This window comes from Massilia sp. CFBP9026, from assembly GCF_034045165.1.
GTDB lineage: Bacteria > Pseudomonadota > Gammaproteobacteria > Burkholderiales > Burkholderiaceae_D > Telluria > Telluria arenae.
Genome location: NZ_JAXCWH010000002.1, coordinates 716,197 through 738,136 on the forward strand (window position 1 = coordinate 716,197; position 21,940 = coordinate 738,136).

18 protein-coding genes and 1 tRNA gene are annotated in these 21,940 nt (G+C 65.2%); 15 read left to right on the forward strand and 4 right to left on the reverse strand.

Translation table 11 applies throughout. The annotated features are described in order from the left end of the window. Positions 1 to 7: 7 nt before the first annotated feature. From SOM28_RS07510 to nhaA, 13 genes are all read left to right on the forward strand, one after another. Complete coding sequence (locus SOM28_RS07510; protein ID WP_320467719.1) at positions 8 to 2,479, forward strand: DNA translocase FtsK; 2,472 nt, start codon at positions 8 to 10, stop codon at positions 2,477 to 2,479. Positions 2,480 to 2,496: 17 nt separating this feature from the next. Further along, on the forward strand, positions 2,497 to 3,135 hold the full coding sequence (lolA, locus tag SOM28_RS07515) for an outer membrane lipoprotein chaperone LolA (RefSeq protein WP_123068841.1): 639 nt from the start codon (positions 2,497 to 2,499) through the stop codon (positions 3,133 to 3,135). A gap of 86 nt (positions 3,136 to 3,221) precedes the next feature. After that, the gene (locus tag SOM28_RS07520; protein WP_123068842.1) at positions 3,222 to 4,544 is read left to right on the forward strand and encodes a replication-associated recombination protein A; all 1,323 of its coding nucleotides are present in this window, start codon (positions 3,222 to 3,224) and stop codon (positions 4,542 to 4,544) included. Positions 4,545 to 4,769: 225 nt separating this feature from the next. Then, positions 4,770 to 4,949: a hypothetical protein gene (locus tag SOM28_RS07525; protein WP_123068843.1), complete on the forward strand. Its 180-nt coding sequence runs from the start codon at positions 4,770 to 4,772 to the stop codon at positions 4,947 to 4,949. A 127-nt stretch (positions 4,950 to 5,076) separates the two neighbouring features. Next, positions 5,077 to 6,372, forward strand: a complete 1,296-nt coding sequence (serS, locus tag SOM28_RS07530; RefSeq protein ID WP_320467720.1) for a serine--tRNA ligase — start codon at positions 5,077 to 5,079, stop codon at positions 6,370 to 6,372. 110 nt (positions 6,373 to 6,482) lie between these two features. Continuing rightward, a tRNA-Ser gene (locus SOM28_RS07535) sits at positions 6,483 to 6,572 on the forward strand. Between the two features lie 302 nt (positions 6,573 to 6,874). Continuing rightward, positions 6,875 to 7,468 (forward strand): hypothetical protein, encoded by a 594-nt coding sequence (locus SOM28_RS07540; RefSeq protein ID WP_123068845.1) that lies wholly within the window; start codon positions 6,875 to 6,877, stop codon positions 7,466 to 7,468. Positions 7,469 to 7,489: 21 nt separating this feature from the next. After that, positions 7,490 to 10,549, forward strand: a complete 3,060-nt coding sequence (locus SOM28_RS07545; RefSeq protein WP_123068846.1) for an ATP-binding protein — start codon at positions 7,490 to 7,492, stop codon at positions 10,547 to 10,549. A gap of 10 nt (positions 10,550 to 10,559) precedes the next feature. After that, positions 10,560 to 11,228 carry a hypothetical protein gene (locus SOM28_RS07550; RefSeq protein ID WP_320467721.1) on the forward strand — a complete coding sequence of 223 codons (669 nt, stop codon included), beginning with the start codon at positions 10,560 to 10,562 and terminating at the stop codon, positions 11,226 to 11,228. Then, complete coding sequence (locus tag SOM28_RS07555) at positions 11,225 to 12,076, forward strand: hypothetical protein (RefSeq protein WP_320467722.1); 852 nt, start codon at positions 11,225 to 11,227, stop codon at positions 12,074 to 12,076. Before SOM28_RS07550 ends, SOM28_RS07555 begins: the two co-directional genes overlap by 4 nt. Then, entirely contained in the window at positions 12,076 to 12,753 is a 678-nt protein-coding gene (locus tag SOM28_RS07560; RefSeq protein ID WP_320467723.1) for a hypothetical protein, read from the forward strand. Before SOM28_RS07555 ends, SOM28_RS07560 begins: the two co-directional genes overlap by 1 nt. An 8-nt stretch (positions 12,754 to 12,761) precedes the next feature. Further along, a complete protein-coding gene (locus SOM28_RS07565; RefSeq protein ID WP_320467724.1) occupies positions 12,762 to 15,365 on the forward strand; it encodes a hypothetical protein in 2,604 nt (867 codons plus the stop codon). A 133-nt stretch (positions 15,366 to 15,498) separates the two neighbouring features. Continuing rightward, on the forward strand, positions 15,499 to 16,722 hold the full coding sequence (nhaA, locus tag SOM28_RS07570; RefSeq protein WP_320467725.1) for a Na+/H+ antiporter NhaA: 1,224 nt from the start codon (positions 15,499 to 15,501) through the stop codon (positions 16,720 to 16,722). A 46-nt stretch (positions 16,723 to 16,768) separates the two neighbouring features. Here the strand turns inward: nhaA and arsH are convergent, their stop codons facing one another. Genes arsH through SOM28_RS07585 form a run of 3 tightly spaced genes read right to left on the reverse strand, consistent with a single transcriptional unit; the run spans position 16,769 to position 19,252 of the window. Further along, positions 16,769 to 17,485: an arsenical resistance protein ArsH gene (gene arsH, locus SOM28_RS07575; RefSeq protein WP_320467726.1), complete on the reverse strand. Its 717-nt coding sequence runs from the start codon at positions 17,483 to 17,485 to the stop codon at positions 16,769 to 16,771. A 19-nt stretch (positions 17,486 to 17,504) separates the two neighbouring features. Further along, the gene (locus SOM28_RS07580) at positions 17,505 to 18,785 is read right to left on the reverse strand and encodes an arsenic transporter (RefSeq protein WP_320467727.1); all 1,281 of its coding nucleotides are present in this window, start codon (positions 18,783 to 18,785) and stop codon (positions 17,505 to 17,507) included. Then, positions 18,779 to 19,252, reverse strand: coding sequence for an arsenate reductase ArsC (locus SOM28_RS07585; RefSeq protein WP_123068854.1), 474 nt, complete (start codon positions 19,250 to 19,252; stop codon positions 18,779 to 18,781). The genes SOM28_RS07580 and SOM28_RS07585 overlap by 7 nt, the downstream gene beginning before the upstream one ends. 100 nt (positions 19,253 to 19,352) lie before the next feature. Between SOM28_RS07585 and SOM28_RS07590 the strand changes: the two genes are divergently transcribed. Together SOM28_RS07590 and SOM28_RS07595 are read left to right on the forward strand one after the other, a co-directional pair. After that, positions 19,353 to 19,694 carry an ArsR/SmtB family transcription factor gene (locus tag SOM28_RS07590; RefSeq protein ID WP_320467728.1) on the forward strand — a complete coding sequence of 114 codons (342 nt, stop codon included), beginning with the start codon at positions 19,353 to 19,355 and terminating at the stop codon, positions 19,692 to 19,694. A 115-nt stretch (positions 19,695 to 19,809) separates the two neighbouring features. Beyond that, the gene (locus SOM28_RS07595; protein ID WP_320467729.1) at positions 19,810 to 21,315 is read left to right on the forward strand and encodes a DASS family sodium-coupled anion symporter; all 1,506 of its coding nucleotides are present in this window, start codon (positions 19,810 to 19,812) and stop codon (positions 21,313 to 21,315) included. Here SOM28_RS07595 and SOM28_RS07600 read toward each other — a convergent pair. Then, positions 21,306 to 21,872, reverse strand: a complete 567-nt coding sequence (locus SOM28_RS07600; protein ID WP_320467834.1) for an isochorismatase family protein — start codon at positions 21,870 to 21,872, stop codon at positions 21,306 to 21,308. The two genes, SOM28_RS07595 and SOM28_RS07600, sit on opposite strands and share 10 nt — an antisense overlap. Positions 21,873 to 21,940: the final 68 nt, after the last annotated feature.

A 21,940-nucleotide genomic window follows, 5' to 3' on the forward strand; every position in this document is an offset into this window, starting at 1 on the left:
ACCTGTAATGAGCAAGAATAGCCAAGCCAGCACCTCCGGATACACCCGCACCCAGGCCAGCGCCGCCGCCCGTCGTCCGCTGCCGGGCCGCCTCGCGCGCCTGCTGTCCGAGGCGCGCTGGATCGCCGGCGCCGTCGCCTTCCTGTATTTCGTCCTGATCCTGCTCAGCTACAGCAAGCTCGATCCCGGCTGGTCGCACGCCAACGTCGTGCCGCGCATCGCCAACCTGGGCGGACGCGCCGGCGCCTGGCTGTCCGACCTGCTGCTGTTCATCTTCGGTTTCTCGGCCTGGTGGTGGGGCGTGATCTTCCTGCGCCAGGTCTGGCGCGGCTGGCGCCGCCTCACCGACAAGCTCGGCACCAAGGTGGAGGAGCCGCACCACGGCGAGATGTACGTGCGCTGGATCGGTTTTGCCCTCATGTTCGCCGGCAGCGTCGGCCTGGAATACCTGCGTATGTGGTCGTGGGACGTCGAGCTGCCGCGCGCCCCGGGCGGGGTGCTGGGCCAGTTGATCGGCCATGCGAGCCACGTTACTTTCGGCTCGACCGGCGCGACCTTGCTGCTACTGCTGCTGTTCTTCCTGGGCTTCTCGCTGTTCTTCCAGGTGTCGTGGCTGGCCGTGGCCGAGCGCATCGGCGCCGTGGTCGATGGCAGCTTCGACTGGTTCCGCCTGCGCATGGAAGACATCGAGGACCGCCGCCATGGCGAGGCCGCCGCCGTCAAGCGCGACGAAGTGGTGGTCCACGAGCGCGCCAAGTTCACCGAAAAGCATGCGGACAAGCCGATCCCGGTGGTGAAAGCCGAGCCGTCGCTCGAGTTGGCGCAGCCGGCGCCGGCGCCGGCGCCAAAGGCCGCCGCCACATCGTCGGCGTCCTTGCCGTCGGCCCAGGCGGTGGCGCCTACGATCAAGATCGAGCCGCAGATGGTCAGCGTGCCAAAGTCAGAGCGCGCCGAGAAGGAGCGCCAGTCGCCGCTGTTCCAGGATTTGAATGGCGATTCCGGCCTGCCGCCGCTGGGCCTGCTGGACGATGCGCCGGCCGCCCAGGAGACGGTGTCCATCGAGACGCTGGAATTCACCAGCCGCCTGATCGAGAAGAAGCTGTCCGACTTCGGCGTCGAAGCCAAGGTCGTGGCCGCCTATCCGGGCCCGGTCGTCACCCGCTACGAAATCGAGCCGGCCACCGGCGTCAAGGGCAGCCAGATCGTCAACCTGGCGCGCGACCTGGCGCGTTCGCTGTCGCTGACCTCAATCCGCGTGGTCGAGACCATCCCCGGCAAGAACTATATGGCGCTGGAGTTGCCGAATCCGAAGCGGCAGATCGTGCGCCTGACCGAGATCGTCGGTTCCAAGGTGTATGGCGACAGCCCGTCCAGCCTGACCGTGGCGCTGGGCAAGGACATCGCCGGCAAGCCGGTGGTGGCCGACCTGGCCAAGATGCCGCACCTGCTGGTGGCGGGTACCACCGGCTCGGGTAAATCGGTCGGCATCAATGCCACCATCCTGTCGCTGCTGTACAAATCCGACCCGGCCGACGTGCGCCTGATCCTGATCGACCCGAAGATGCTGGAGATGTCGGTCTACGAAGGGATTCCGCACCTGCTGGCGCCGGTCGTGACCGATATGCGCCAGGCCGGCCATGCGCTGAACTGGGCGGTCAACGAGATGGAGCGCCGCTACAAGCTCATGAGTAAATTGGGCGTGCGCAACCTGGCCGGCTACAACGGCAAGATCCTCGAGGCTGCCAAGCGCGAGGAACACATCCCGAACCCGTTCTCGATCACGCCGGACGCGCCCGAGCCGCTGGAAAAACTGCCGACCATCGTGATCATCATCGACGAATTGGCCGACCTGATGATGGTCGTCGGCAAGAAGGTGGAAGAGCTGATCGCACGTATCGCCCAGAAGGCGCGCGCGGCCGGGATTCACCTGATTCTCGCTACCCAGCGGCCGTCGGTCGACGTGATTACCGGCCTGATCAAGGCCAATATCCCGACCCGTATCGCGTTCCAGGTTTCTTCGAAAATCGACTCGCGCACGATTCTCGACCAGATGGGCGCCGAGACCCTGCTGGGCATGGGTGACATGCTGTACATGCCGCCCGGCACGGGCCTGCCGGTGCGGGTCCACGGCGCCTTCGTGTCGGACGAGGAAGTGCATCGAGTTGTAAAACATCTGCAAGAGCAGGGCGCGCCCAATTATATTGAGGGCATCCTCGAAGGCGGCACCCTGGATGAAGGTGGCGCCGACGGTGCGGTGGCGGGCGAGGGCGGCGGTGAATCCGACGCCATGTACGACCAGGCGGTACAGGTCGTGCTCAAGAACCGCAAGGCCTCGATCTCGCTGGTGCAGCGTCACCTGCGCATCGGCTACAACCGGGCCGCCCGCCTGATCGAGCAAATGGAGCAGAACGGCATGGTGTCGCCGATGCAATCGAACGGCAACCGCGACATCCTGGTGCCGACTGCAAGCGCCGAATAACAATAAAGGAACCCTGGATGCAAGCAATGACCAAATTCAGTTTTGCCGCGCTGGTGGCCGCGAGTGCCTTCGCTTTTCCGGGCATGGCGAGCGCCGCCGCCCTCGACCAGTTCAAGTCCTTCGTCGCCTCGACCCAGTCCGCCAAGGGCGAATTCACCCAACAGCAACTGGGCAAATCGAAGAGCGGCAAGGCCACGCCAGCCTCGAGCGGCAGCTTCGTGTTCGCCCGTCCCGGCAAGTTCATCTGGACCTACCAGAAGCCCTATGAACAGGTGCTGCAGGCCGACGGCGAAACCCTGTACATCTACGACAAGGACCTGAACCAGGTCACCACCCGCAAGCTGGGTAATGCGCTGGGCAGCTCGCCGGCCGCGATCCTGTTCGGCAGCAACAAGCTGGAAGAGAACTTCACGCTGAGCGAAGCCGGCGCGCGGGACGGCATGGAATGGCTGAACGCCACGCCGAAGGCCAAGGACACCTCGTTCGAGCAGATCAGCATCGGCTTGAAGGATGGCGTGCCGATGGCGATGGAATTGAAGGATACCTTCGGCCAGACCTCGCGTCTGACCTTCACCAACTTCCAGCGCAACCCGCAACTGGGTGCGCAGCAGTTCAAGTTCACGGTGCCGCAGGGCGCCGACGTCGTGAACCAGTAAGTCATCAACGGGGCGCGCGCGCCGCGCGGCCCCGTCGTGCATCGGCTACACTACGCCCATGCACAACCATTCGCCTTTCCGCATTCATGTCCACGGATGACCTGTTCAAGACCGCGCCGGCCGCGCCGCTGGCCGAAGCCCTGCGTCCGCGCACCATCGATGAGGTAGTCGGCCAGAGCCACCTGCTGGGCCCCGGCAAGCCGCTGAACCTGGTCTTCAAATCCGGCAAGCCGCATTCGATGATCCTGTGGGGCCCGCCGGGCGTGGGCAAGACCACCTTGGCGCGCCTGACCGCGTACGCCTTCGACTGCGAGTTCATCGCGCTGTCGGCGGTGCTATCTGGCGTCAAGGATATCCGCGCGTCGATCGAGCAGGCCGAGCAGTACCTGGCGCGGGGCAAGCACACGATCCTGTTCATCGACGAGATTCACCGCTTCAACAAATCGCAGCAGGACGCCTTGCTACCGTTCGTCGAGAGCGGCCTGGTGACCCTGATCGGCGCCACCACCGAGAACCCGTCGTTCGAAGTCAATTCGGCGCTGCTGTCGCGCTCGCAGGTGTACGTGCTCAAGGCATTGAGCGATGTCGAGATGCGCCAGTTGCTGGAACGCGCCCGCAAGGAAGCGCTGCAGCACCTGGAATTCGACGAGCTGGCGATCGACACCTTGATTGGCTATGCCGACGGCGACGCGCGCCGCTTCCTGAACCTGCTCGAGCAGACCAGCACCTCGGCCAATACCGCCGCGACCAATCGCATCACCGCGGAGTTCGTCGAGAACGCGCTGACGCTCAATGCGCGCCGCTTCGACAAGGGCGGCGACAATTTCTATGACCAGATCTCGGCCTTGCATAAATCGGTGCGCGGCTCGCACCCCGATGCCGCCCTGTACTGGCTGTGCCGCATGCTCGACGGCGGCGCCGACGCCAAGTACCTGTCGCGCCGCATCGTGCGCATGGCGTGGGAAGACATCGGCATCGCCGACCCGCGCGCGATCCAGCTGGCCAACGACGCCGCCGCGACCTATGAGCGGCTCGGTTCGCCCGAGGGAGAGCTGGCGCTGGGCCAGGCCGTGATCTACCTGGCGATCGCGTCCAAGAGCAATGCCGGCTACAACGCCTTCAATGCGGCGATGGCCTTCGTGCGCAAGGACAAGTCGCGCGAGGTGCCGGTCCACCTGCGCAATGCGCCGACCAAGCTCATGAAAGAGCTGGGCTACGGCCACGAATACCGTTATGCGCACGACGAGCCGAACGCGTATGCGGCCGGCGAAACCTATCTGCCGGATGGGATGCCCGAGCCCGGCTGGTACCAGCCGGTACCGCGCGGGATCGAGAGTAAAATCGCCGAGAAGCTGGCGTGGCTGCGCAGTCTCGACGACGAGGCACGCGCTAATGGAGACGGTTCGTAGGCATGCGCATGGCGCCGGCGGGCCCGGCGCCAGTCCTTCTTCCTTCACTTCTTCCTTCAACGGCGCGCAACACGCCGGCATTGCGCGCTTGATCCCGCGTTGATGCATTCTGCGCCGCGTTTCATGCGCTTCGTCGCAAGTCGATGGCGATCCAGGGGGCTGGTGGCTAAAGTACCACCATCGCAAAGCAATTCGCGAATCACCCTAACCCCTGAAGGAGCCATCATGAACATCCGTAAAAACTTCGAAGCCCTGTTCCTCGCCGTCGCCGCCCTGGGCCTGGTCGCCAGTTTCGCTACCGCCAACGAGCGTCCGATCGAGATCGCCGCATCGACCGTCCCGGCCATCGACATGGCCAGCATCCAGACCGTGATCGTCAGCGCACCGCGCCTGGCAGTCCGCTAAAACCGGCGCAAGCCGGTTTTAGGGGGAGCTTGACGAGGCCCCGGCAGCAAGGTTGCCGAATCTCGCAAATAATGTCGGTCGGCTTGGTACAATTGTGTTTTCGATATACAGCCCAGTCCAACCAGACATGATTGACATCCAACTTCTCCGCAAAGACATCGACAACGTCGCCGCCCGCCTGGCGACCCGCAAGTACCAGCTCGATGTGGCCAGTTTCAATGCGCTGGAGGCCGAACGCAAGGCGAACCAGACGCGCACCGAAGAACTGCAAGGCAAGCGCAATTCGCTGTCGAAGCAGATCGGCATGCTGAAGGGCAAAGGCGAAGACACGACGGCCGTGATGGCTGAAGTCGCCGGACTGGGCGACGAGCTCAAGGCCAACGAAGTGGCGCTGGCCGAGGTCCAGGCCAAACTGACGAGCTTTATCGCCGCACTGCCCAACCTGCCGCACGAGAGTACGCCTGAAGGCAAGGGCGAAAGCGCCAACGTCGAAGTGCGCAAGGTCGGTACGCCAGCCGCGTTCGACTTCGAGGTGCGCGACCACGTCGACATCGGCGAACGCCTGGGCCTGGACTTCGAGACCGCGACCAAGGTCACCGGCTCGCGCTTCTCGATGATGAAGGGCGGCATGGCGCGCCTGCACCGCGCGCTGGCGCAGTTCATGCTCGACACCCACACCGGCCAGCACGGCTATACCGAGTGCTACACCCCGTACCTGGTCAACGCCGATTCGCTGCGCGGCACCGGCCAGCTGCCGAAGTTCGAAGCCGACCTGTTCTCGGTCAAGAAGGGCGGCGCCGAAGGCGAGGGCGAGAACTTCTACCTGATCCCGACCTCGGAAGTTTCGCTGACCAATGTGGTGCGCGACGAGATCGTCGCGCTGGACGAACTGCCGATCAAGATGACCGCGCATACCCCGTGCTTCCGTTCCGAAGCCGGCAGCTATGGCCGCGACACCCGCGGCATGATCCGCCAGCACCAGTTCGACAAGGTCGAGCTGGTCCAGGTGGTGCATCCGGAGCAGTCGTACGCGGCGCTGGAAGAGATGGTGGGCCAGGCCGAATTCATCCTGACTTCGCTCGGCCTGCCATACCGCGTGATGCAGCTGTGCACCGGCGACATGGGCTTTTCCGCCGCCAAGACCTATGACCTCGAGGTGTGGCTGCCGGCGCAGAACACCTACCGCGAGATCTCGTCGCTGTCGAACTGCGAAGCTTTCCAGGCGCGCCGCATGCAGGCGCGCTTCCGCAATGCGGCCGGCAAGCCGGAACTGGTGCACACCCTGAACGGCTCGGGCCTGGCTGTGGGCCGCACCCTGGTGGCGGTGCTGGAGAACTACCAGCAGGCCGACGGCAGCGTGATCGTGCCGGAAGTGCTGCGTCCGTATATGGGCGGGCTGGAGCGTCTGGCGCCGGCTGCCTGATCGCTTTCCGAGGGAGGGATGTCACTTCGGTGCAATTTTCCCTTCCATTTTTCGGGAATGCGTCTATAATGGCGGTCTCTTGCAGGCCACTGCAAGGATCGACCAAAGCCGGAGAGGTGGCAGAGTGGTCGAATGTACCTGACTCGAAATCAGGCGTACGGGCGACCGTACCGTGGGTTCGAATCCCACCCTCTCCGCCAAGTATCATGAAAAAAGCCACCGCAAGGTGGCTTTTTTTATTCTGACAAGCGTCCTGCATTGTCGGTCCACTTTCCGCCACACTCGGTTGTAATTTCCTCAAGCCAACTTGCTTGTTCATCATCCAACGGCTATTCTCTTCTAGATATTTCTGAAGGGAAAGTTATTTTTGGTAGATGAGCTGAACGATTGACAAGCTTTCCTGGCGTCGATTGGCCATGCGTCGAGCTTCGTCTTTCTTTGCGACATGAATTGTCGCTCCCGTCGCTATCATCTACACCGTCTTCAACACACAAGGATTTTGATGATCAAAGCGTCCACCGTTCTTCCACGTCCATTCACCGTCAACGATATCCGCGTCGGCACCGCGCTGTTCGCCGTGCTGGTAGCCCATGCGCGCGAAAAGCCCGGCCAGACCGTCTTCTACGGCGACCTGCTGGACCAGGCGCGCGCGCGCTTTCCGGAAGACGCGGAGGTCGACCGCGCGGTGCCGATCGGTATCGGCATGAAGCTGCTGTTCGTCGAGGCTTTTTGCAAGGCCCATGGCTATCCAAACCTGGCTTGCCTTGCCGTGAACCGCGGCAAGCGCATCCCCGGCCTGGCCTATCCCGGCGACTGGGAGCGCGAAATGCGCGAGGTCGCCGAATTCAACTGGGACGAGGTGCAGCCGGTACTGGACGCCTACGTCGGCGAGGCGATCGTGGCGGCGACGCCGCTGCGTCCCATCAGCAGGGAGAAGGCGCTCGAAATCCGCTACAAGCACTTCACGGATAATCGCCCCGCCTACGCGCCGCTCACCGAATCCGAGCGCGAGGAAATCGTCAATATCCTGATGTCCGGCGTGGACGTCGAGCGGGCCCTGGCCATGGTGCTCGAAGCGAAGGCCGCACTGGCCTGAACCGACCGGAACGAGGATCACATGAATCGCCCCATCGACGCCGACTTGTCAGAGCTGGACGACTACCTGCATGCCATGCGCTCGACCGGTACGCCGGCGAGCTGGCATGCGCCCGCCATGCCGCCGCTGCCGGTCGGCATGGCCGACGCCGGCCTGCAGTACAGATTCTTCCACGTCAGCCAGATCATCGAGGAGAAGTCCGAGGTCCACCGCCTCGCGATGGGCAATGTGATCGCCTGCCTGAACCATACCGATGCAGCCCTGGTCTATCTCTTGAGCAGTAGTGAGCGGGGCGTGCGGCTGTACCTGGGCGTGGCTGCGCCGGCAGCGGCGGCCACCGGCGCCGGCAAGCTGCTGAAGCAGTCGTTCAGTGGGAACTTCCTGGGAGCCGAGCTGGCCGCGGTGAGCCTCGACGATGCGGAACACGCGAGCGTGCTCTCCCATCTCGAGCACGTCGGCCTGATATGCGGCGTACCATCCCGCCACGAAGGCGATGCGCGTTCCGGCGACGAAGAAATGCAGGGCGTGGAGCGCCTGATCGACAGCCTCGCTGGCGAGGACTGGACCCTGGCCATCGTCGCCACCCCGGGCAGCAGCGCCGACATCGTGGCCGTCATCGACGGCATCCAGGCGCTGGCCAGCGATGTGTCGGCGCACGCCAAGTTCTCGCTGCAGCGCTCGCGCAACCACGGCAGCCAGAAATCGGTGACCACCGGCAGCAGCGAGGGCGTCAGCAAAGGCAGCAATACCTCGTCCACGAAAGGAACGTCGACTACGCTGAACGAGGGATACAACCAATCGGAAGGTAGCTCCTCGGGCAATAGCCGCAACGGCGGCAACTCCAATTCCACCACGAAAAGCGATTCGGAAGGAAAGAATAGCGGTATATCGAAGGGCACCAGCGAATCGGAGACCAAAGGCAGCAACAGCGGCGGCGGCGAGACGGTGTCGACCGAACGGATCGATAAGCGGGCCGGGGAGATGCTGACGTTCCTGGACGAGGTCCAGTTGCCGCGCTTCCGCCAGGGTTACGCCAAGGGCATGTTCCGGACCGCCATGTATGCTTGCGCACGCACGCCGGCCGTCTACCAGCGCCTGGGTCATACCTTGTTGTCCATCTTCCAGGGCAACAAGGCCAGCATGACGCCGCTGCGCCTGCAGGCGGTCGAGCAGGGCAGGATGCGCAGCCTGGCCGACCTGCTGGCGGTGCACGACCACGCGTCAACGGTGAAGGGGGCGGCTGCCGACACCCTCGTGCATTCGCTGCCGGTGAATGCGCATACCGGCCGCCTGCAGGGGGCGACCTGGCTCAACGGCAATGAATTGTCGCTGCTAATGGGTTTCCCGGGCCGCGAGGTGCCCGGCATCCGGATTCGCAAGAGCGTCGATTTCGGACTGAACCTGCCGCCCGCGACGCAGGACGGCATCCGCCTCGGCGCGGTGATCCAGCACGGCCGCGTGCTGCCGTTCCAGCCGGTGGTGCTGCAACAGGAAGAACTGGCGAAACACGTGTTCATCACCGGCGTCACCGGTTCGGGCAAGACCACTACCTGCATGAAGATGCTGCTCGAGTCGGGCCTGCCGTTCCTGGTGATCGAGCCGGCCAAGACCGAATACCGCGAGCTGCACGGCATGGCCACGGACATCGAGTACTACACGCTGGGCCGCGAGGACCTGACGCCATTCCGTCTCAATCCCTTCGAGCTGGTGTCGCGGCGCAGCAGCCTGTCGAGCCACATCGACGTGCTCAAGAACACGCTGAACGCCGTCTATCCGATGGAAGCGGCCATGCCCTATATCGTCGAGGAGGCGATCATCCAGGCCTACCGGCGCAAGGGCTGGGACATCCACACCGGCAGCAATTACCTGGTCGACGATCCGTTCGCACCGCACAGCGGCGCCTGGCCGAACTTCGCCGACATGATCGCCGAGCTCGATGACATCATCCAATCCAAGGAGATGGGCGAGGAGTTCCGGCAAAAATACCGCGGCTCGCTGGTGGCGCGCCTGAGCAACCTGACCCAGGGCACCAAGGGCCGCATGCTCAACTGCCGGGCGTCGCTGGACTTCGGGCGCCTGCTCGACCGCAAGGTCGTGATCGAGCTCGACGAGATCAAGGACGAGGGCGACAAGGCCCTGTTCATGGGGCTGATCGTCAGCCGCCTGGCCGAATGCATCAGGCAGCGCCATGCCGACGCGCCGCGGTTCCGCCACCTGACCCTGATCGAGGAGGCGCACCGCCTGCTGTCGCGGCCCGAACCGGGCGAGGGCAGCAAGAAACTGGGCGTCGACATGTTCTGCAACCTGCTGGCCGAGGTGCGCAAGTACGGCGAAGGCCTGATCATCGCCGACCAGATTCCGCGCAAGCTGGTGGACGACGTCATCAAGAACACCAATATCAAGATCGTGCATCGCCTGTTCTCGGCGGACGATCGCAACGCCATCGGCGACGCGATGTGCCTGGACGAGGGACAGAAGAACCACCTGCCGTCCCTGCAACCGGGAGAGGCGGTGGTGTATGGCGGCGGCTGGCACGCGCCTGTGCTGACCAGGATCGAGCGCAACGCCGACACCAACGGGGCAGTCATCGGAGACGCCGAGCTGCGCGAACGCGGTAGCCATCAGGTGTGGGAGAGCCGGGACTGGCTGTATCCGTACCAGGCGCGAGCCGCGGTGTTCGCCGATGGCGCCGAGCTGATGCGCTTTCAGCGTTCGGGCGCGCCACTGTGGGCGGTGGGCCTGCGCCTGCTGCACGACCAGGTGCACCAGCGCCAGGTTGTCCACGGCAGGACGATGAAGGACCGGACCTTGCTGTTGCAGCGCGCTGGCCAACTGGGGCGCAGCCTTGTCCTGGAATGGGAGCCGCGGCTTTCCAGGGCCCAGCTGGGCGAGGCACTGTGCGCGCAGTTCTTCGACGACTACGCGATCGTGGCCGATTCCGACGCCAACGCCGCCGTCGGCGCCTTCGTCGCCTGGTTGCTGGAAGGATCGCTCGACCTGGATTTGCTGCGTGCGCTCGAGACGCCATTCAAGCAATTCAGTAAGTGGTGGAAAGATAAAACATTGAACAACGTCTTTTGAAAGGACAACCATGGCATTCTTCAGCGCAGCGATCGCATTCGTTTCTTCGTTCGCTTCTTCGATCGTTTCTTCGGTCAGCGGCATGCTCTCGACAGCGCTGCCGCGCATCGCCACCGTTCTTGGGAATACCGAAAACTGGGGCGTCCTGAGCAATATCGTTTCCGCTGTCGCGCGTATTTTCGGGGCGTTCACACCGCAGGAAACGGTGGAGGACATGGGTAACCGCACCCTGCAGGGCGCCGAGGATGGCATTCGCCCAGAGAACTTCGATAGCTGGGACGAATACGTGGCGCGCATCCGCGCCGTCGAGCTCAAGCCCGAATTGTCCGAACGCTTCACACTCGAAGAAAAGACCTCGGCCGGCCTGGCAATGGCCGTGCGGGCCATGGAAGAGAAACTCGACTTGCCCAACGGCGCCCTGGTCGGCCTGCCGTTGCTGGCGGCGCTCAATCCCGACTACTTCAACGCCGAGCGCCTGGCGGGCCTGCTGCGTACGACCCACGACATCGTCTCGGTCGTCGAGTACGTGGACGGCAAGCTTGGCACCACGGACGGGCGCAGCGTGGAAGACATCCTGCTGCGAACCGGCCAGCAGCTCGAGCCGGGCAAGACGGGCCCGCAATTGCGCGCCGACCTCGACGCCGTGGTCGACCGCATCCAGCGCCCCGAACAGGCATGAACGCCATGCACACGCTTGCCCTCGTCATCACGCCCGAACACTTGAGCTGCTATCGCCGCGAGGACGGGCGCTGGCGTCCGATGCCGCTCGAGGGCGCGCTGGTCGCGACGCTCGACGAACGCGCCGAACGCCAGGTCGAGGCGATCCGCGATGAATTGCACGACCGCGCCAGCATCGCCTCTGCGCGCCTGAGCCTGCTGGTGGACGACGCCGCGCGTGCACGCGCCCACGCGGTCCGCTTGTGCACCGCGGCGCTCGAGGCCGGCCTTGGCCGCGTGGATACCTGGCGCCTGGGACTGCTGGCGGAACGGGTAGAAGTGCCCGGTGCGCCAGCACAGGCGCAGTGGTGTGTCGAGAACCTGCTGCCCTGCCTTGACGATGCTGGCGCGCAAGGCCCTCGCCATGAGAACGAGCTGACGGCGCTGCGGGCCGCGCTCGACGCCGCGCGGCGCGAGACGCGCGAGCTGGCCGACCTGCACGCGGTTGCGTTGAGCCGCTCCGAGCAGATGCAAGTGGCCCAGCGCGAGGAGCTCGCGGCCTTGCGCGCGCGCCTGGCCAGCCAGGATCCGGTGCCGGCCGAGGCGGCGGTGCGCTTCATGCCGCTGTTCTTCCGCCACTTCTGGGAAAAATTCAGCCCGTCCGACATGGCGCATGTGCTGCGCAGCGGCGAGATGCCGGTCGTGCCTTCGCCCTTCATGGAACCGGGCGGCGCCGCGCTGGCGACCCTGCGCCGCCAGTTCCTGCACCAGCCGCAGGCGCTGCGCCTGAGGGTGCTGGCGCTGGCGCGCGACCTTGGGGTGAACTGGGAAGTTCGGCCGGATATGCGCGACCTGCTCGAGGAGGCGTGATGCAGCTGAATGTTGAGCAGAAACGGCGCATCGAGCGCCTGCGGGAAGGCGCGTGGCCTGCTGACAAACTTGGCTGGTCGGATCTGCTGCTGTTGCTGCGCCACGATCCGGATCTACGGTCCCTGATCGCCGAGATCGCCCGCCAGCCTGGGCTCGAACCGGTTGACATGGCCGTGGCGTCGGCCGACCCCGTGCCGGCGCCAGCGCCAGTGCCAGTGCCAGTGCCAGCGGCCATCGCTCCCGATCCGCTGCGCACGGCCTTGTCCGGACCATTGCGCCTGCACGCGCTGGTCGAGCGCGACGAAGCCCTGTGCCTGGCCTGGCTCGCCGCTCCGCTGGCGGCCGATGGATCGGGCCTCACCCGCCTGATCGCCAATGCCTCGCATTGGGACCGGATCGAGGCGCTGTGGGATGTACTGGCCCAGCGCTGCAAGCACGCGCAGCGCGCGGCTACGCCGGATGAAACCGCGATCGTCGAGGAATGCGTGCGCATTCATAACCTGCTGTGGGAAGGACGCCAGGCCATTACTGTGCCGGCCACGGCGGGCGATGGCTTCGATTTCGGCATCCACGAACGCGGCAACGCGGCCGGCCAGGCTGTGCGTCAGTCGTGGCTGCCGGGCCTGAAGAATGCGGCGGGGCAGCTGCGCAAGAAGACGCTGGTGTACACCGTATAGGACGAAGAATGAGCATCGAATTTTTGTTGGGTAGTCCGTTTCGTAGCGCGGTCCAGGACGCGCTGTCCCGGTTCTGGGTCATGCTGGAGCAGAACGACCTATGGGAGATGAAACTCGCGAAGGGCGAGAGGTATCTGTTCCAGCGGACAGAAGACGAAACCGGCCTGCTGTGGTTGACTGATGGGACTTTCGCAGTCAGCCTGCGCGCCGCACGCGAGGCGATCGACAACGTTGGCGACCCGTGGCGGCTGCCTACCTTTGACGAACTGGAGCGTTTCGCCAAGCATCCGAGAAACCCGCTGCGCAACGGCCAGGCTTACCGCCTAAAAGACAATTGCCACATCTTTAGCGACTCGGAACGGACCGATGTTGACGAGGGGTACTGGCATCGCGGCCAGGACGGGGCGGGTGTCTTTTATGCTGTTACCGACTGGAACGCCAGCCACGTGTCGGTCCTGGACTTCATGCTGAAGAACGTAGTAAGCATCAAGCAGGCCAATAAACCATCCACGCCCGATATTTGGGGGCCTGTCATTGTCGCGGTGGCCTCGAAAGCGTTGTGCGCCGAGATCGACTGGCGCCCGGTACGCCTGCCAAAACTGGACACCCTGGCCCTGACCGATCGTAACAAGGGCCTATGGGAGTTGCACGGCGCCGCGCCCGACCTGCTTGAAACGCTGGACGTTCGCCCGCGCGACCCCGCGCTGGACATCCGCGACCATCACGTGGCCATCGATTTCGGCACCAGCAGCACCGTGGTCGCCTGCGAGGAAGACGGCAGCAAGAAGCTGCTGCGGATCGGCGTGCAGGACTACCTGCAGGCGCCGCTGCCTGCGCATTACGAAAACCCGACCGTGCTGGAGATCGTCGACCTCGATGCGGCGCTCTCCACCTGGAACGATGTCGCCTACCGGCCGCCGCTGAATTGGGACGATGTGCGCAGCTCGCACGAGGCGCTCAACAGCCTGCGCGCCAATGAAAGCGATCCTGACGTCGTCAGCAGCATCCTGCCCAAGATCAAGCAATGGGCCTTGCGCGAAGCCTCCGACTCGCGCGGACGCATCACCGACCGCAAGGGCCGCGAACACGAGCTGGCGCCGCTGGGCCTGCGCGCACCGGTACGCGGCGCTGCGCTCGAAGTCGGCCCCGGCGACGACTTTGATCCTGTCGAGCTGTATGCCTGGCACCTGGGCATGATCATCAACTGGCGCAAGCGCGGCATCCACCTGCGCTACTACATGACCTTCCCGGTGGCCTATCCGCGCGATGTGAAGGACAAGATCCTCGCCTCGTTCAAGCGCGGCCTGCAGCGCAGCCTGCCGGCCACGCTGGTCGACTCGCCGCGCTTCGCCGAGTTCTCGGTCAAGGAGTGCGCCAGCGAACCGGCCGCCTACGCGGCCTGCGCGCTCGGCACCCTGGGGATCGCGCCCAGCGTCGAGGGCGTCGCCTATGCCGTCTTCGATTTCGGCGGCGGCACCTCGGACTTCGACTTTGGCCTGTACCGCTTGCCGGACGCCGAGCAGGAGGACGAAGGCTACGAGGCCGTGCTCGAACATTTCGGCGCTGCCGGCGACCGCTTCCTGGGTGGCGAGAACCTGCTCGAGAACATGGCCTATCTGGTGTTTCGCGAAAACCTGGACCAGTGCCGCGAGCGCCAGATCGCGTTTTCCAGGCCGCTCGATGCCGAGGATTTCGAAGGCAGCGAACTGTTCCTGGACCGTACCCAGGCCGCGGCCACCAATACCCTGATGCTGATCGGCAGGCTGCGCGCCATCTGGGAAACCGGCGCCTACGACAACTCGAGCGGTATCGAGAAGCTGACCCTGCTCAATCGCCAGGGCGAGAAGACCAGCTGCGAGTTCACCATCCCCGAGGAGGCCTTGCTGGGCTACCTGAGAAAGCGCATCGGGCAGGGTGTGCTCAACTTCTGCACCGCGATGCACCACGCCTTCGGCGACCGGGCGCCGCGCACCATCCACGTCCTGTTGGCGGGCAATGCCAGTCGTTCGGCCCTGGTCCAGGCATATTTCAGCCTCGGCGATGGCGGCGACGACGCCGGCATCACGGCGCAGCTGCATGAAGTCACCAGCTCGTGGATGGAACGCCTGTTCGGCGCCGGCGCGCCGGAACTGATCGGCCATGCGCCGCTGGCGCCACATCCGGACCGGCCGTACGCACCGACCGGAAAGACCGGCGTGGCGCTTGGCCTGCTGGACCTGTCCGATGGGGGCGTGATCAAGGTGATCAACCGCAGCGCGCCCGATGCCGGTGGCGAGGCGCCGTTCGCCCATTTCGTGGGGCGGATCCAGCTTCAGCGCTTCAGGCCGGGCCTGGTCCAGGGGGCGCCGTATGGACGCTGGGGCGAACTCGGTCCGCAGCGCGACAAGGTATTCCATCTACGCCATACGACATCGCCGTCCGCACATACGGGCGAGATGGCATCCGACCAGCCTGGCCTGTACTCCAGGCGTCTCGATTTCGACGGCGACATCGCCGGGCACCGCGTGTATGCGCGTCCGCTCGGTCCGGACGCCATCGAGATCTGCACGGCGGAATCGCTCGAGGCGGCCGAGGCGGGCCGTATTGGCAACCAGCGCGTCGTTGAGCTGTAGGCGCTGCGCGGCGGTTGAAGCGCGCCGCCCGATTCGGTACAATCGGGGTATGGCGTGTGCTGCGTGCGCCCGGGGCTGTCCCCGAATACGGAGAACGACAAAAACTTCGTTTTCCGTACAAGGAGAAGCCCTCATGAGCGTCAACGCGCCCCGTTCCCAACTGTCCGCCTTCCAGCGCTTCCTCGCCAGCGAATCCGCCGGCGGCATCCTGCTGATGTTCGCCGCCGTCGCCGCGCTGCTGGTGGCCAACAGCCCGCTCGCCGGCAGTTACCACCACCTGCTGCACCTGCCCACCGGCCCCATACTGAGCGACAAGCTGGGTCCGATGACGCCACACCTGTGGATCAACGACGGCCTGATGGCCCTGTTCTTCCTGCTGGTGGGCCTGGAGATCCGGCGCGAGCTGGTCGACGGGCGCCTGGCCACCTGGAAGGCGCGCCGCCTGCCGGCACTGCCAGCCTTGATGGGCATGGCGGTGCCGGCCGTGATCTATACGGTGCTGACTCGCAGCGACCCGCTGCTGGCCAATGGCTGGGCGATCCCGTCGGCGACCGACATCGCCTTCGCCATGGGCGCGCTGGCCCTGCTCGGGCGCCATGCGCCGCTGTCGCTCAAGCTGCTGCTGGTGGCAATCGCCATCCTCGACGACATGGGCGCGGTCGTGATCATCGCCATCTTTTATACGTCGAGCATCGATGGCGGCGCGCTGGCGGCGGCCGGCGCCATCGTCGCCGGCCTGGTCGTGTTGAACCGGCTGCGGGTGATGTCGCTGTGGCCTTACCTGATCGGCCTGGCCCTGCTGTGGTATGCGACCCTGCTGTCCGGCGTGCACGCCACCATCGCCGGCGTCGTTGGCGCTTTCCTGATTCCATATATCCCTTCCACCGGCGAGCAGGATGCGTCGGATTCGCCCGATTCTCCGCTGCACCGGCTCGAGCATGCGCTGGCGCCATGGGTGGGCTTCCTGATCGTGCCGCTGTTCGGCTTCGTGAACGCCGGCGTCTCGTTCGCCGGGCTGTCGCTGTCGAGCGTCCTGGCGCCGCTCCCGCTGGGCATCGCGGCGGGCCTGTTCCTGGGCAAGCAGTTGGGGGTGTTCGGCGGCGTCCTGATCGCGGTGAAGACCGGGCTGGCAGCCAAGCCGGCCGGCGCCAGCTGGCTGCAGATCTATGCGATGGCCATGCTGTGCGGGATCGGCTTCACCATGAGCCTGTTCATCAGCGGGCTGGCCTTCCCGGGACATCCCGAATTCGTCGAGGAAGCCAAGATCGGCATCCTGCTTGGATCGCTGGTGTCGGCGGCGATCGCCTGCCTGATCCTGCGTTTTGCGCCAAAGTCCGGAGAACAGGCCGCGGCCTGACCCCGGTCAGTCGGGTGTGACGCCTCGCTGAGGCGCGCGCAGCACCTTACAGCTGCGCGATCTGGCGGTCGATCGCCCGGTTCGCGCGCTCGCTGCGTTCGCTGTAGCGGTCCGTCAGGTAGGCGCTGCTGCCGCGCATCAGGAGCGTGATCTTGACCAGTTCCTCCATGACGTCGACCACGCGCTCGTAGTAGGCGGATGGACGCATGCGGTCGTCGTCACCGAATTCCTTGTAGGCCATCGGCACCGACGACTGGTTCGGAATCGTGAACATGCGCATCCAGCGGCCCAGCAGGCGCAGGGCATTGACTACATTGAACGACTGCGAGCCGCCGCAGACCTGCATCACGGCCAGCGTCTTGCCCTGGCTGGGCCGCACCGAACCCTGCTCCAGCGGTATCCAGTCGATCTGGTTCTTGAACACCGACGTCACGGTGCCGTGGCGCTCCGGGCTGCACCACACCTGGCCTTCGGACCAGATGCACAGTTCGCGCAGTTCGGCCACCTTCGGATGGGACTCCGGCACGCTGCCAACCATCGGCAGCCCGGTGGGATCGAAGACTTTCACTTCGGCGCCGAAGTGGCGCAGGATGCGCGCCGCCTCTTCGGTCAGCAGGCGGCTGAACGCGCGTTCGCGCAGCGAGCCGTACAGCATCAGGATGCGCGGCGGATGGTCGATGCCGTCCGCGGGAGCGAGCCGTTCGGCGGCCGGCAGGTCGAGGCGCGCCGGGTCAAGATTGGGAAGGTCGGGAATCTGGTCCATGGTCGTTCTCGAAAAAGGTTCAACCCAGGCGCAGCGCGAGCGCGCACAGCGTGAGCAGCAGGATCGGCAAGGTCAGCACCAGGCCGACGCGGAAATAGTAGCCCCACGAGATGCGGATGCCCTTGGCCGCCAGCACGTGCAGCCAGAGCAGGGTGGCGAGGCTGCCGATCGGCGTGATCTTCGGTCCCAGGTCGCTGCCGATCACGTTCGCATAGATCATCGCCTCGCGCACCGCACCTTGCGTGGCGGTGGCGTCGATCGCCAGCGCGCCGACCAGCACCGTCGGCATATTGTTCATGATGGACGACAGGATCGCTGCGATGAAGCCGGTGCCCAGCGCCGCGCCCCAGACGCCATAGGCGGCGCAGCGCTCGAGCAGGGTGCTCAGGCCATCGGTCAGGCCCGCGTTGCGCAGGCCGTACACCACCAGGTACATCCCGAGCGAGAACACCACGACCTGCCACGGCGCGCCGCGCAGCACGGCGCGCGTCGGAATGTGGTGGCCGCGCGCGGCGACGACCAGCAGGATGATGGCGCCGCCGGCCGCGACGGCGCTGATCGGCACGCCGGCATCGTCCAGCCAGAAGAAGCCGGCCAGCAGCAGCGCCAGCACCCACCAGCCGGCGGCGAAGGTCGCGCGGTCGTGGATCGCATCGGCTGGCATGCGCAGCTGGGCGAGGTCGTAGTGGCGCGGGATGTCCTTGCGGAAGAACAGGTAGAGGATGGCCAGGGTCGCCGCAACCGAGACCATGTTGACCGGGACCATGACGGCCGCGTAGCGCGCGAAGCCGATGCCGAAGTAGTCGGCCGAGACGATATTGACCAGGTTCGACACAACCAGCGGCAGGCTGGCGGTGTCGGCGACGAAGCCGGCCGCCATCACGAAGGCCAGCGTCGCGCGCGGCGGAAAGCGCAGCGCGGCCAGCATGGCGATCACGATCGGGGTCAGGATCAGCGCCGCGCCGTCGTTGGCGAACAGCGCGGCGACCGCTGCGCCGAGCAGCACCAGCAGGACGAACAGGCGCCGGCCGTCGCCTTTCCCCCAGCGCGCCACATGCAGCGCGGCCCACTCGAAGAAGCCGGCCCGATCGAGCAGCAGGCTGATGACGATTACCGCGACAAAGGCGCCGGTGGCGTTCCAGACGATGTCCCAGACCACCGGGATGTCGGACAGCTGGACCACGCCGAAGAGCAGGGCGGCGACGGCGCCGCCGGCCGCGCTCCAGCCGATGCCCAGGCCGCGCGGCTGCCAGATCACCAGCGCCAGCGTGGCAACGAAGATGAGCGAGGCGGTCAGCATGCGCCGATGCGGTCCAGCGCTGCCTTTAGCGCGGCGCGGTCGCCCGCCAGTTCGGCCAGCGGCAACGCGAACAGTGCCCCGATGCGGGCCAGCACGATCGCGTAGGTCGCCTCGAAGGCTGCCGCGATTTCCGCGGGCGTTCCCTGAACCTCGCTCGGGTCGCTCAGTCCCCAATGCGTGCGCACCACGTCGCCCAGGTAGGCCGGGCAGGTCTCTCCGGCGGCATTGCCGCATACCGTCACCACCACGTCCGGCGTGAGCGGCAGGTCGTGCCAGGATTTGCTGGCATAGCCGTCGACCGCGATGCCATGACGGCGCAGCAGGTCGAGCGCATCCGGGTTGAGCCGGCCGGTCGGCTGGCTGCCGGCGCTGATGGCCTTGAAGCCGTGCGGGGCGAGATGGTTGAACACGGCTTCGCTCAGGATCGAGCGGCAGGAGTTGCCGGTGCAGAGAAACAGGAAGTTCATGGCATGGATGGTGTCGGATTGATCTCAACGTTTCAAGAGATATTGAGATGATGTTCGACTATAATCGAGCACCTGAAATTATTCAACTGGAACGTCGAACATGGAAACCAAACAGGTACTGGCGGCGCTCGCCGCCCTGGCCCAGGAATCGCGGCTGGCGATCTTCCGCCTGCTGATCCAGGCCGGCCCGTCGGGACTGGCGGCCGGGAAGGTCGGCGAGGAACTGGAAATCTCCTCGTCGGCGCTGTCCTTCCACCTGAAGGAGCTGAGCCATGCCGGCCTGGTGACGGCGCGCCAGGAAGGAAGATTCATGATCTACACGGCGCAGTTCGACACCATGAGCGAACTGGTCGGTTTCCTTACCGAGAATTGCTGCGCCGGCGTCCCCTGCGGGATCGACACGTCGGGCAGCGCTTGCTCACCGCCGACCGCCAAACGCTAAGAGCGCCTACGCCGTTCCCGACCATCCCGGTCAACAATTGATGCGTCGCAACATTCCTCTGCTAACATGTTAACCAGTAGTTGTTATCTGGTTATACCGTCAGGAAGGAATCGTCATGCTGTCGCAATTGCAGGCCATGTTTCGTTACTTTAACCAGGCCGTGCCGTTCCGCCTGGTTCCCGCCCTCATCACCACCGCCGTCCTCGTCACGCTGCTCGCCTTGCCCCATCCCGAGGGCTTGAACCCCGACTCCTGGGGCCTGGTCGCCATCTTCCTCACCACCATCGTCGCCATCATCCTGAAGGTGATGCCGATCGGCGTCATGGCCCTGATGGCCATCGTCATCGTCTCGCTGTCGCAGGTGACGTCCGGTTCGTCCAAGGGCGCGATGGCCGATGCCCTCGGCAGTTTTTCGAGCCCGCTCATCTGGCTGATCGTGGTCGCCGTGCTGATCTCGCGCGGTCTCAAGAAGACGGGCCTGGGCAACCGCATCGGCCTGCAGTTCATCGCGCTGCTGGGCAAGCGCACGGTCGGCATCGGCTATGGCCTGGCCGTATGCGAGCTGGTGCTGGCGCCGTTCACGCCCAGTAATACCGCGCGCGGCGGCGGCATCGTGCACCCGATCATGAAGTCGATCGCCAGCGCCTTCGATTCCGATCCGGCCAAGGGCACGCAGGGCAAGGTGGGCACCTATCTGGCGCTGGTCAACTACCACGCCAACCCGATCACCTCGGCGATGTTCCTGACCGCCACCGCGCCCAATCCGCTGGTGGTCGACTTCGTCGCCCGCGCCAGCGGCCAGAATTTTCACCTGAGCTGGACCACCTGGGCCCTGTGCATGGTGCTGCCGGGCCTCGTCTGCCTGTTCCTGATGCCGCTCGTGGTCTATCTGTTGGCGCCGCCCGAACTCAAGAAGACGCCGGATGCGGTGCACTTCGCGCGCAGCGAACTCGCGCGCATGGGCCCCTTGTCGGCCAAGGAGAAAGTCATGCTCGGCACCTTCGGCCTGCTGCTGGTGTTGTGGGCAAACGTGCCGGCCATGCTGTTCGGGCCGGCGTTCACGCTCGATCCCACTGTGGTCGCCTTCCTCGGTCTGTTCACGCTGATCATCACCGGCACCCTCGACTGGGACGATGTGCTGTCCGAGAAAAGCGCCTGGGATACGCTGATCTGGTTCGGCGCGCTCGTGATGCTGGCCGAGCAGCTCAATAAACTGGGCGTCATCGCCTGGGCCTCGAACGGCATGCGCGACGCCATCGCCGCCAGCGGCATGGGGTGGGGAGCGGCGGCGACCGTGCTGGTGCTGGCCTTCGTGTTCTCGCACTACCTGTTCGCCAGCACCACTGCCCACATCAGCGCCATGATGTTCGCCTTCCTGTCGGTGGGCGCTGCGCTGGTGCCGGGAGAGTACCTGGTGCTGTTCCTGCTGATGATGACCGCCGCCTCGGCCATCATGATGACGCTCACCCACTACGCCACCGGTACCTCGCCGATCATCTTCGGCAGCGGCTACGTGACGATGGGAGCGTGGTGGCGCATCGGCTTCATCATGTGCGTGTTCGAGCTGGCGGTGTTCGCGATCGTCGGCGGCGCCTGGTGGAAGATACTCGGCTACTGGTAAGCGCTCACAGGCTCTGATTTAACCAGCGCCAGCACTTCGCGAAAGCGCGGATGGCGGCAATCGTGCAGCCACTCGAACAGCACCATCTCGTGCGTCACGATCGTCGCGCCGGCATGCTGCAGGCGGCGCATGGCGGCGGCGTGGTCCGACGGGCGGCGCGAGCCACTCGCGTTCTCCACCACGAAGACGTCGCGGCCGGCGCGCAGCAGTCCGAGCGCAGTTTGCAGCAGGCACACGTGGGCTTCGCAGCCGGCGATCACCACTTGCCGGCGGCCCGGGGCTTGCGCGTCGAGCGCCGCCAGCAGGCCATCTTCGCAGGCGTCGAAGTGCGTCTTCGCTACCGTCTGCACGCACAGCCGCGCCAGCGCGTCGGTATTCGGTCCGAGCCGTTCGTGGTTCTGCACCGTGCCAAGGACTGGCACCTCGAGCAATGCGGCGGCGCGGGCCAGCACCAGCGCCTTGGCGACGACGTCGTGCGCGCCGTGGATCGCTGGCATCATCCGGGCCTGGTAGTCGACCAGCACCAGACTGCTGGCCCCGGCATCGATTGCATTCATCGTCATTCGGTCTTGAATTTTCTTAAACCAGATTAAGTTTTGTTGCGACGCAGCATAAAACCGTTGCT

What these genes read in the sequence shown, in the direction of transcription:
- lolA (WP_123068841.1), top strand. Translation starts at nt 2,497, where the DNA reads ATGCAAGCAATGACCAAATTCAGTTTTGCCGCGCTGGTGGCCGCGAGT.
- SOM28_RS07580 (WP_320467727.1), bottom strand. Translation starts at nt 18,785, where the DNA reads ATGCTGACCGCCTCGCTCATCTTCGTTGCCACGCTGGCGCTGGTGATC.
- SOM28_RS07590 (WP_320467728.1), top strand. Translation starts at nt 19,353, where the DNA reads ATGGAAACCAAACAGGTACTGGCGGCGCTCGCCGCCCTGGCCCAGGAA.
- SOM28_RS07510 (WP_320467719.1), top strand. Translation starts at nt 8, where the DNA reads ATGAGCAAGAATAGCCAAGCCAGCACCTCCGGATACACCCGCACCCAG.
- SOM28_RS07550 (WP_320467721.1), top strand. Translation starts at nt 10,560, where the DNA reads ATGGCATTCTTCAGCGCAGCGATCGCATTCGTTTCTTCGTTCGCTTCT.
- serS (WP_320467720.1), top strand. Translation starts at nt 5,077, where the DNA reads ATGATTGACATCCAACTTCTCCGCAAAGACATCGACAACGTCGCCGCC.
- SOM28_RS07540 (WP_123068845.1), top strand. Translation starts at nt 6,875, where the DNA reads ATGATCAAAGCGTCCACCGTTCTTCCACGTCCATTCACCGTCAACGAT.
- SOM28_RS07560 (WP_320467723.1), top strand. Translation starts at nt 12,076, where the DNA reads ATGCAGCTGAATGTTGAGCAGAAACGGCGCATCGAGCGCCTGCGGGAA.
- SOM28_RS07525 (WP_123068843.1), top strand. Translation starts at nt 4,770, where the DNA reads ATGAACATCCGTAAAAACTTCGAAGCCCTGTTCCTCGCCGTCGCCGCC.
- SOM28_RS07520 (WP_123068842.1), top strand. Translation starts at nt 3,222, where the DNA reads ATGTCCACGGATGACCTGTTCAAGACCGCGCCGGCCGCGCCGCTGGCC.
- SOM28_RS07600 (WP_320467834.1), bottom strand. Translation starts at nt 21,872, where the DNA reads ATGAATGCAATCGATGCCGGGGCCAGCAGTCTGGTGCTGGTCGACTAC.
- SOM28_RS07595 (WP_320467729.1), top strand. Translation starts at nt 19,810, where the DNA reads ATGCTGTCGCAATTGCAGGCCATGTTTCGTTACTTTAACCAGGCCGTG.
- arsH (WP_320467726.1), bottom strand. Translation starts at nt 17,485, where the DNA reads ATGGACCAGATTCCCGACCTTCCCAATCTTGACCCGGCGCGCCTCGAC.
- SOM28_RS07585 (WP_123068854.1), bottom strand. Translation starts at nt 19,252, where the DNA reads ATGAACTTCCTGTTTCTCTGCACCGGCAACTCCTGCCGCTCGATCCTG.
- SOM28_RS07565 (WP_320467724.1), top strand. Translation starts at nt 12,762, where the DNA reads ATGAGCATCGAATTTTTGTTGGGTAGTCCGTTTCGTAGCGCGGTCCAG.
- nhaA (WP_320467725.1), top strand. Translation starts at nt 15,499, where the DNA reads ATGAGCGTCAACGCGCCCCGTTCCCAACTGTCCGCCTTCCAGCGCTTC.
- SOM28_RS07545 (WP_123068846.1), top strand. Translation starts at nt 7,490, where the DNA reads ATGAATCGCCCCATCGACGCCGACTTGTCAGAGCTGGACGACTACCTG.
- SOM28_RS07555 (WP_320467722.1), top strand. Translation starts at nt 11,225, where the DNA reads ATGAACGCCATGCACACGCTTGCCCTCGTCATCACGCCCGAACACTTG.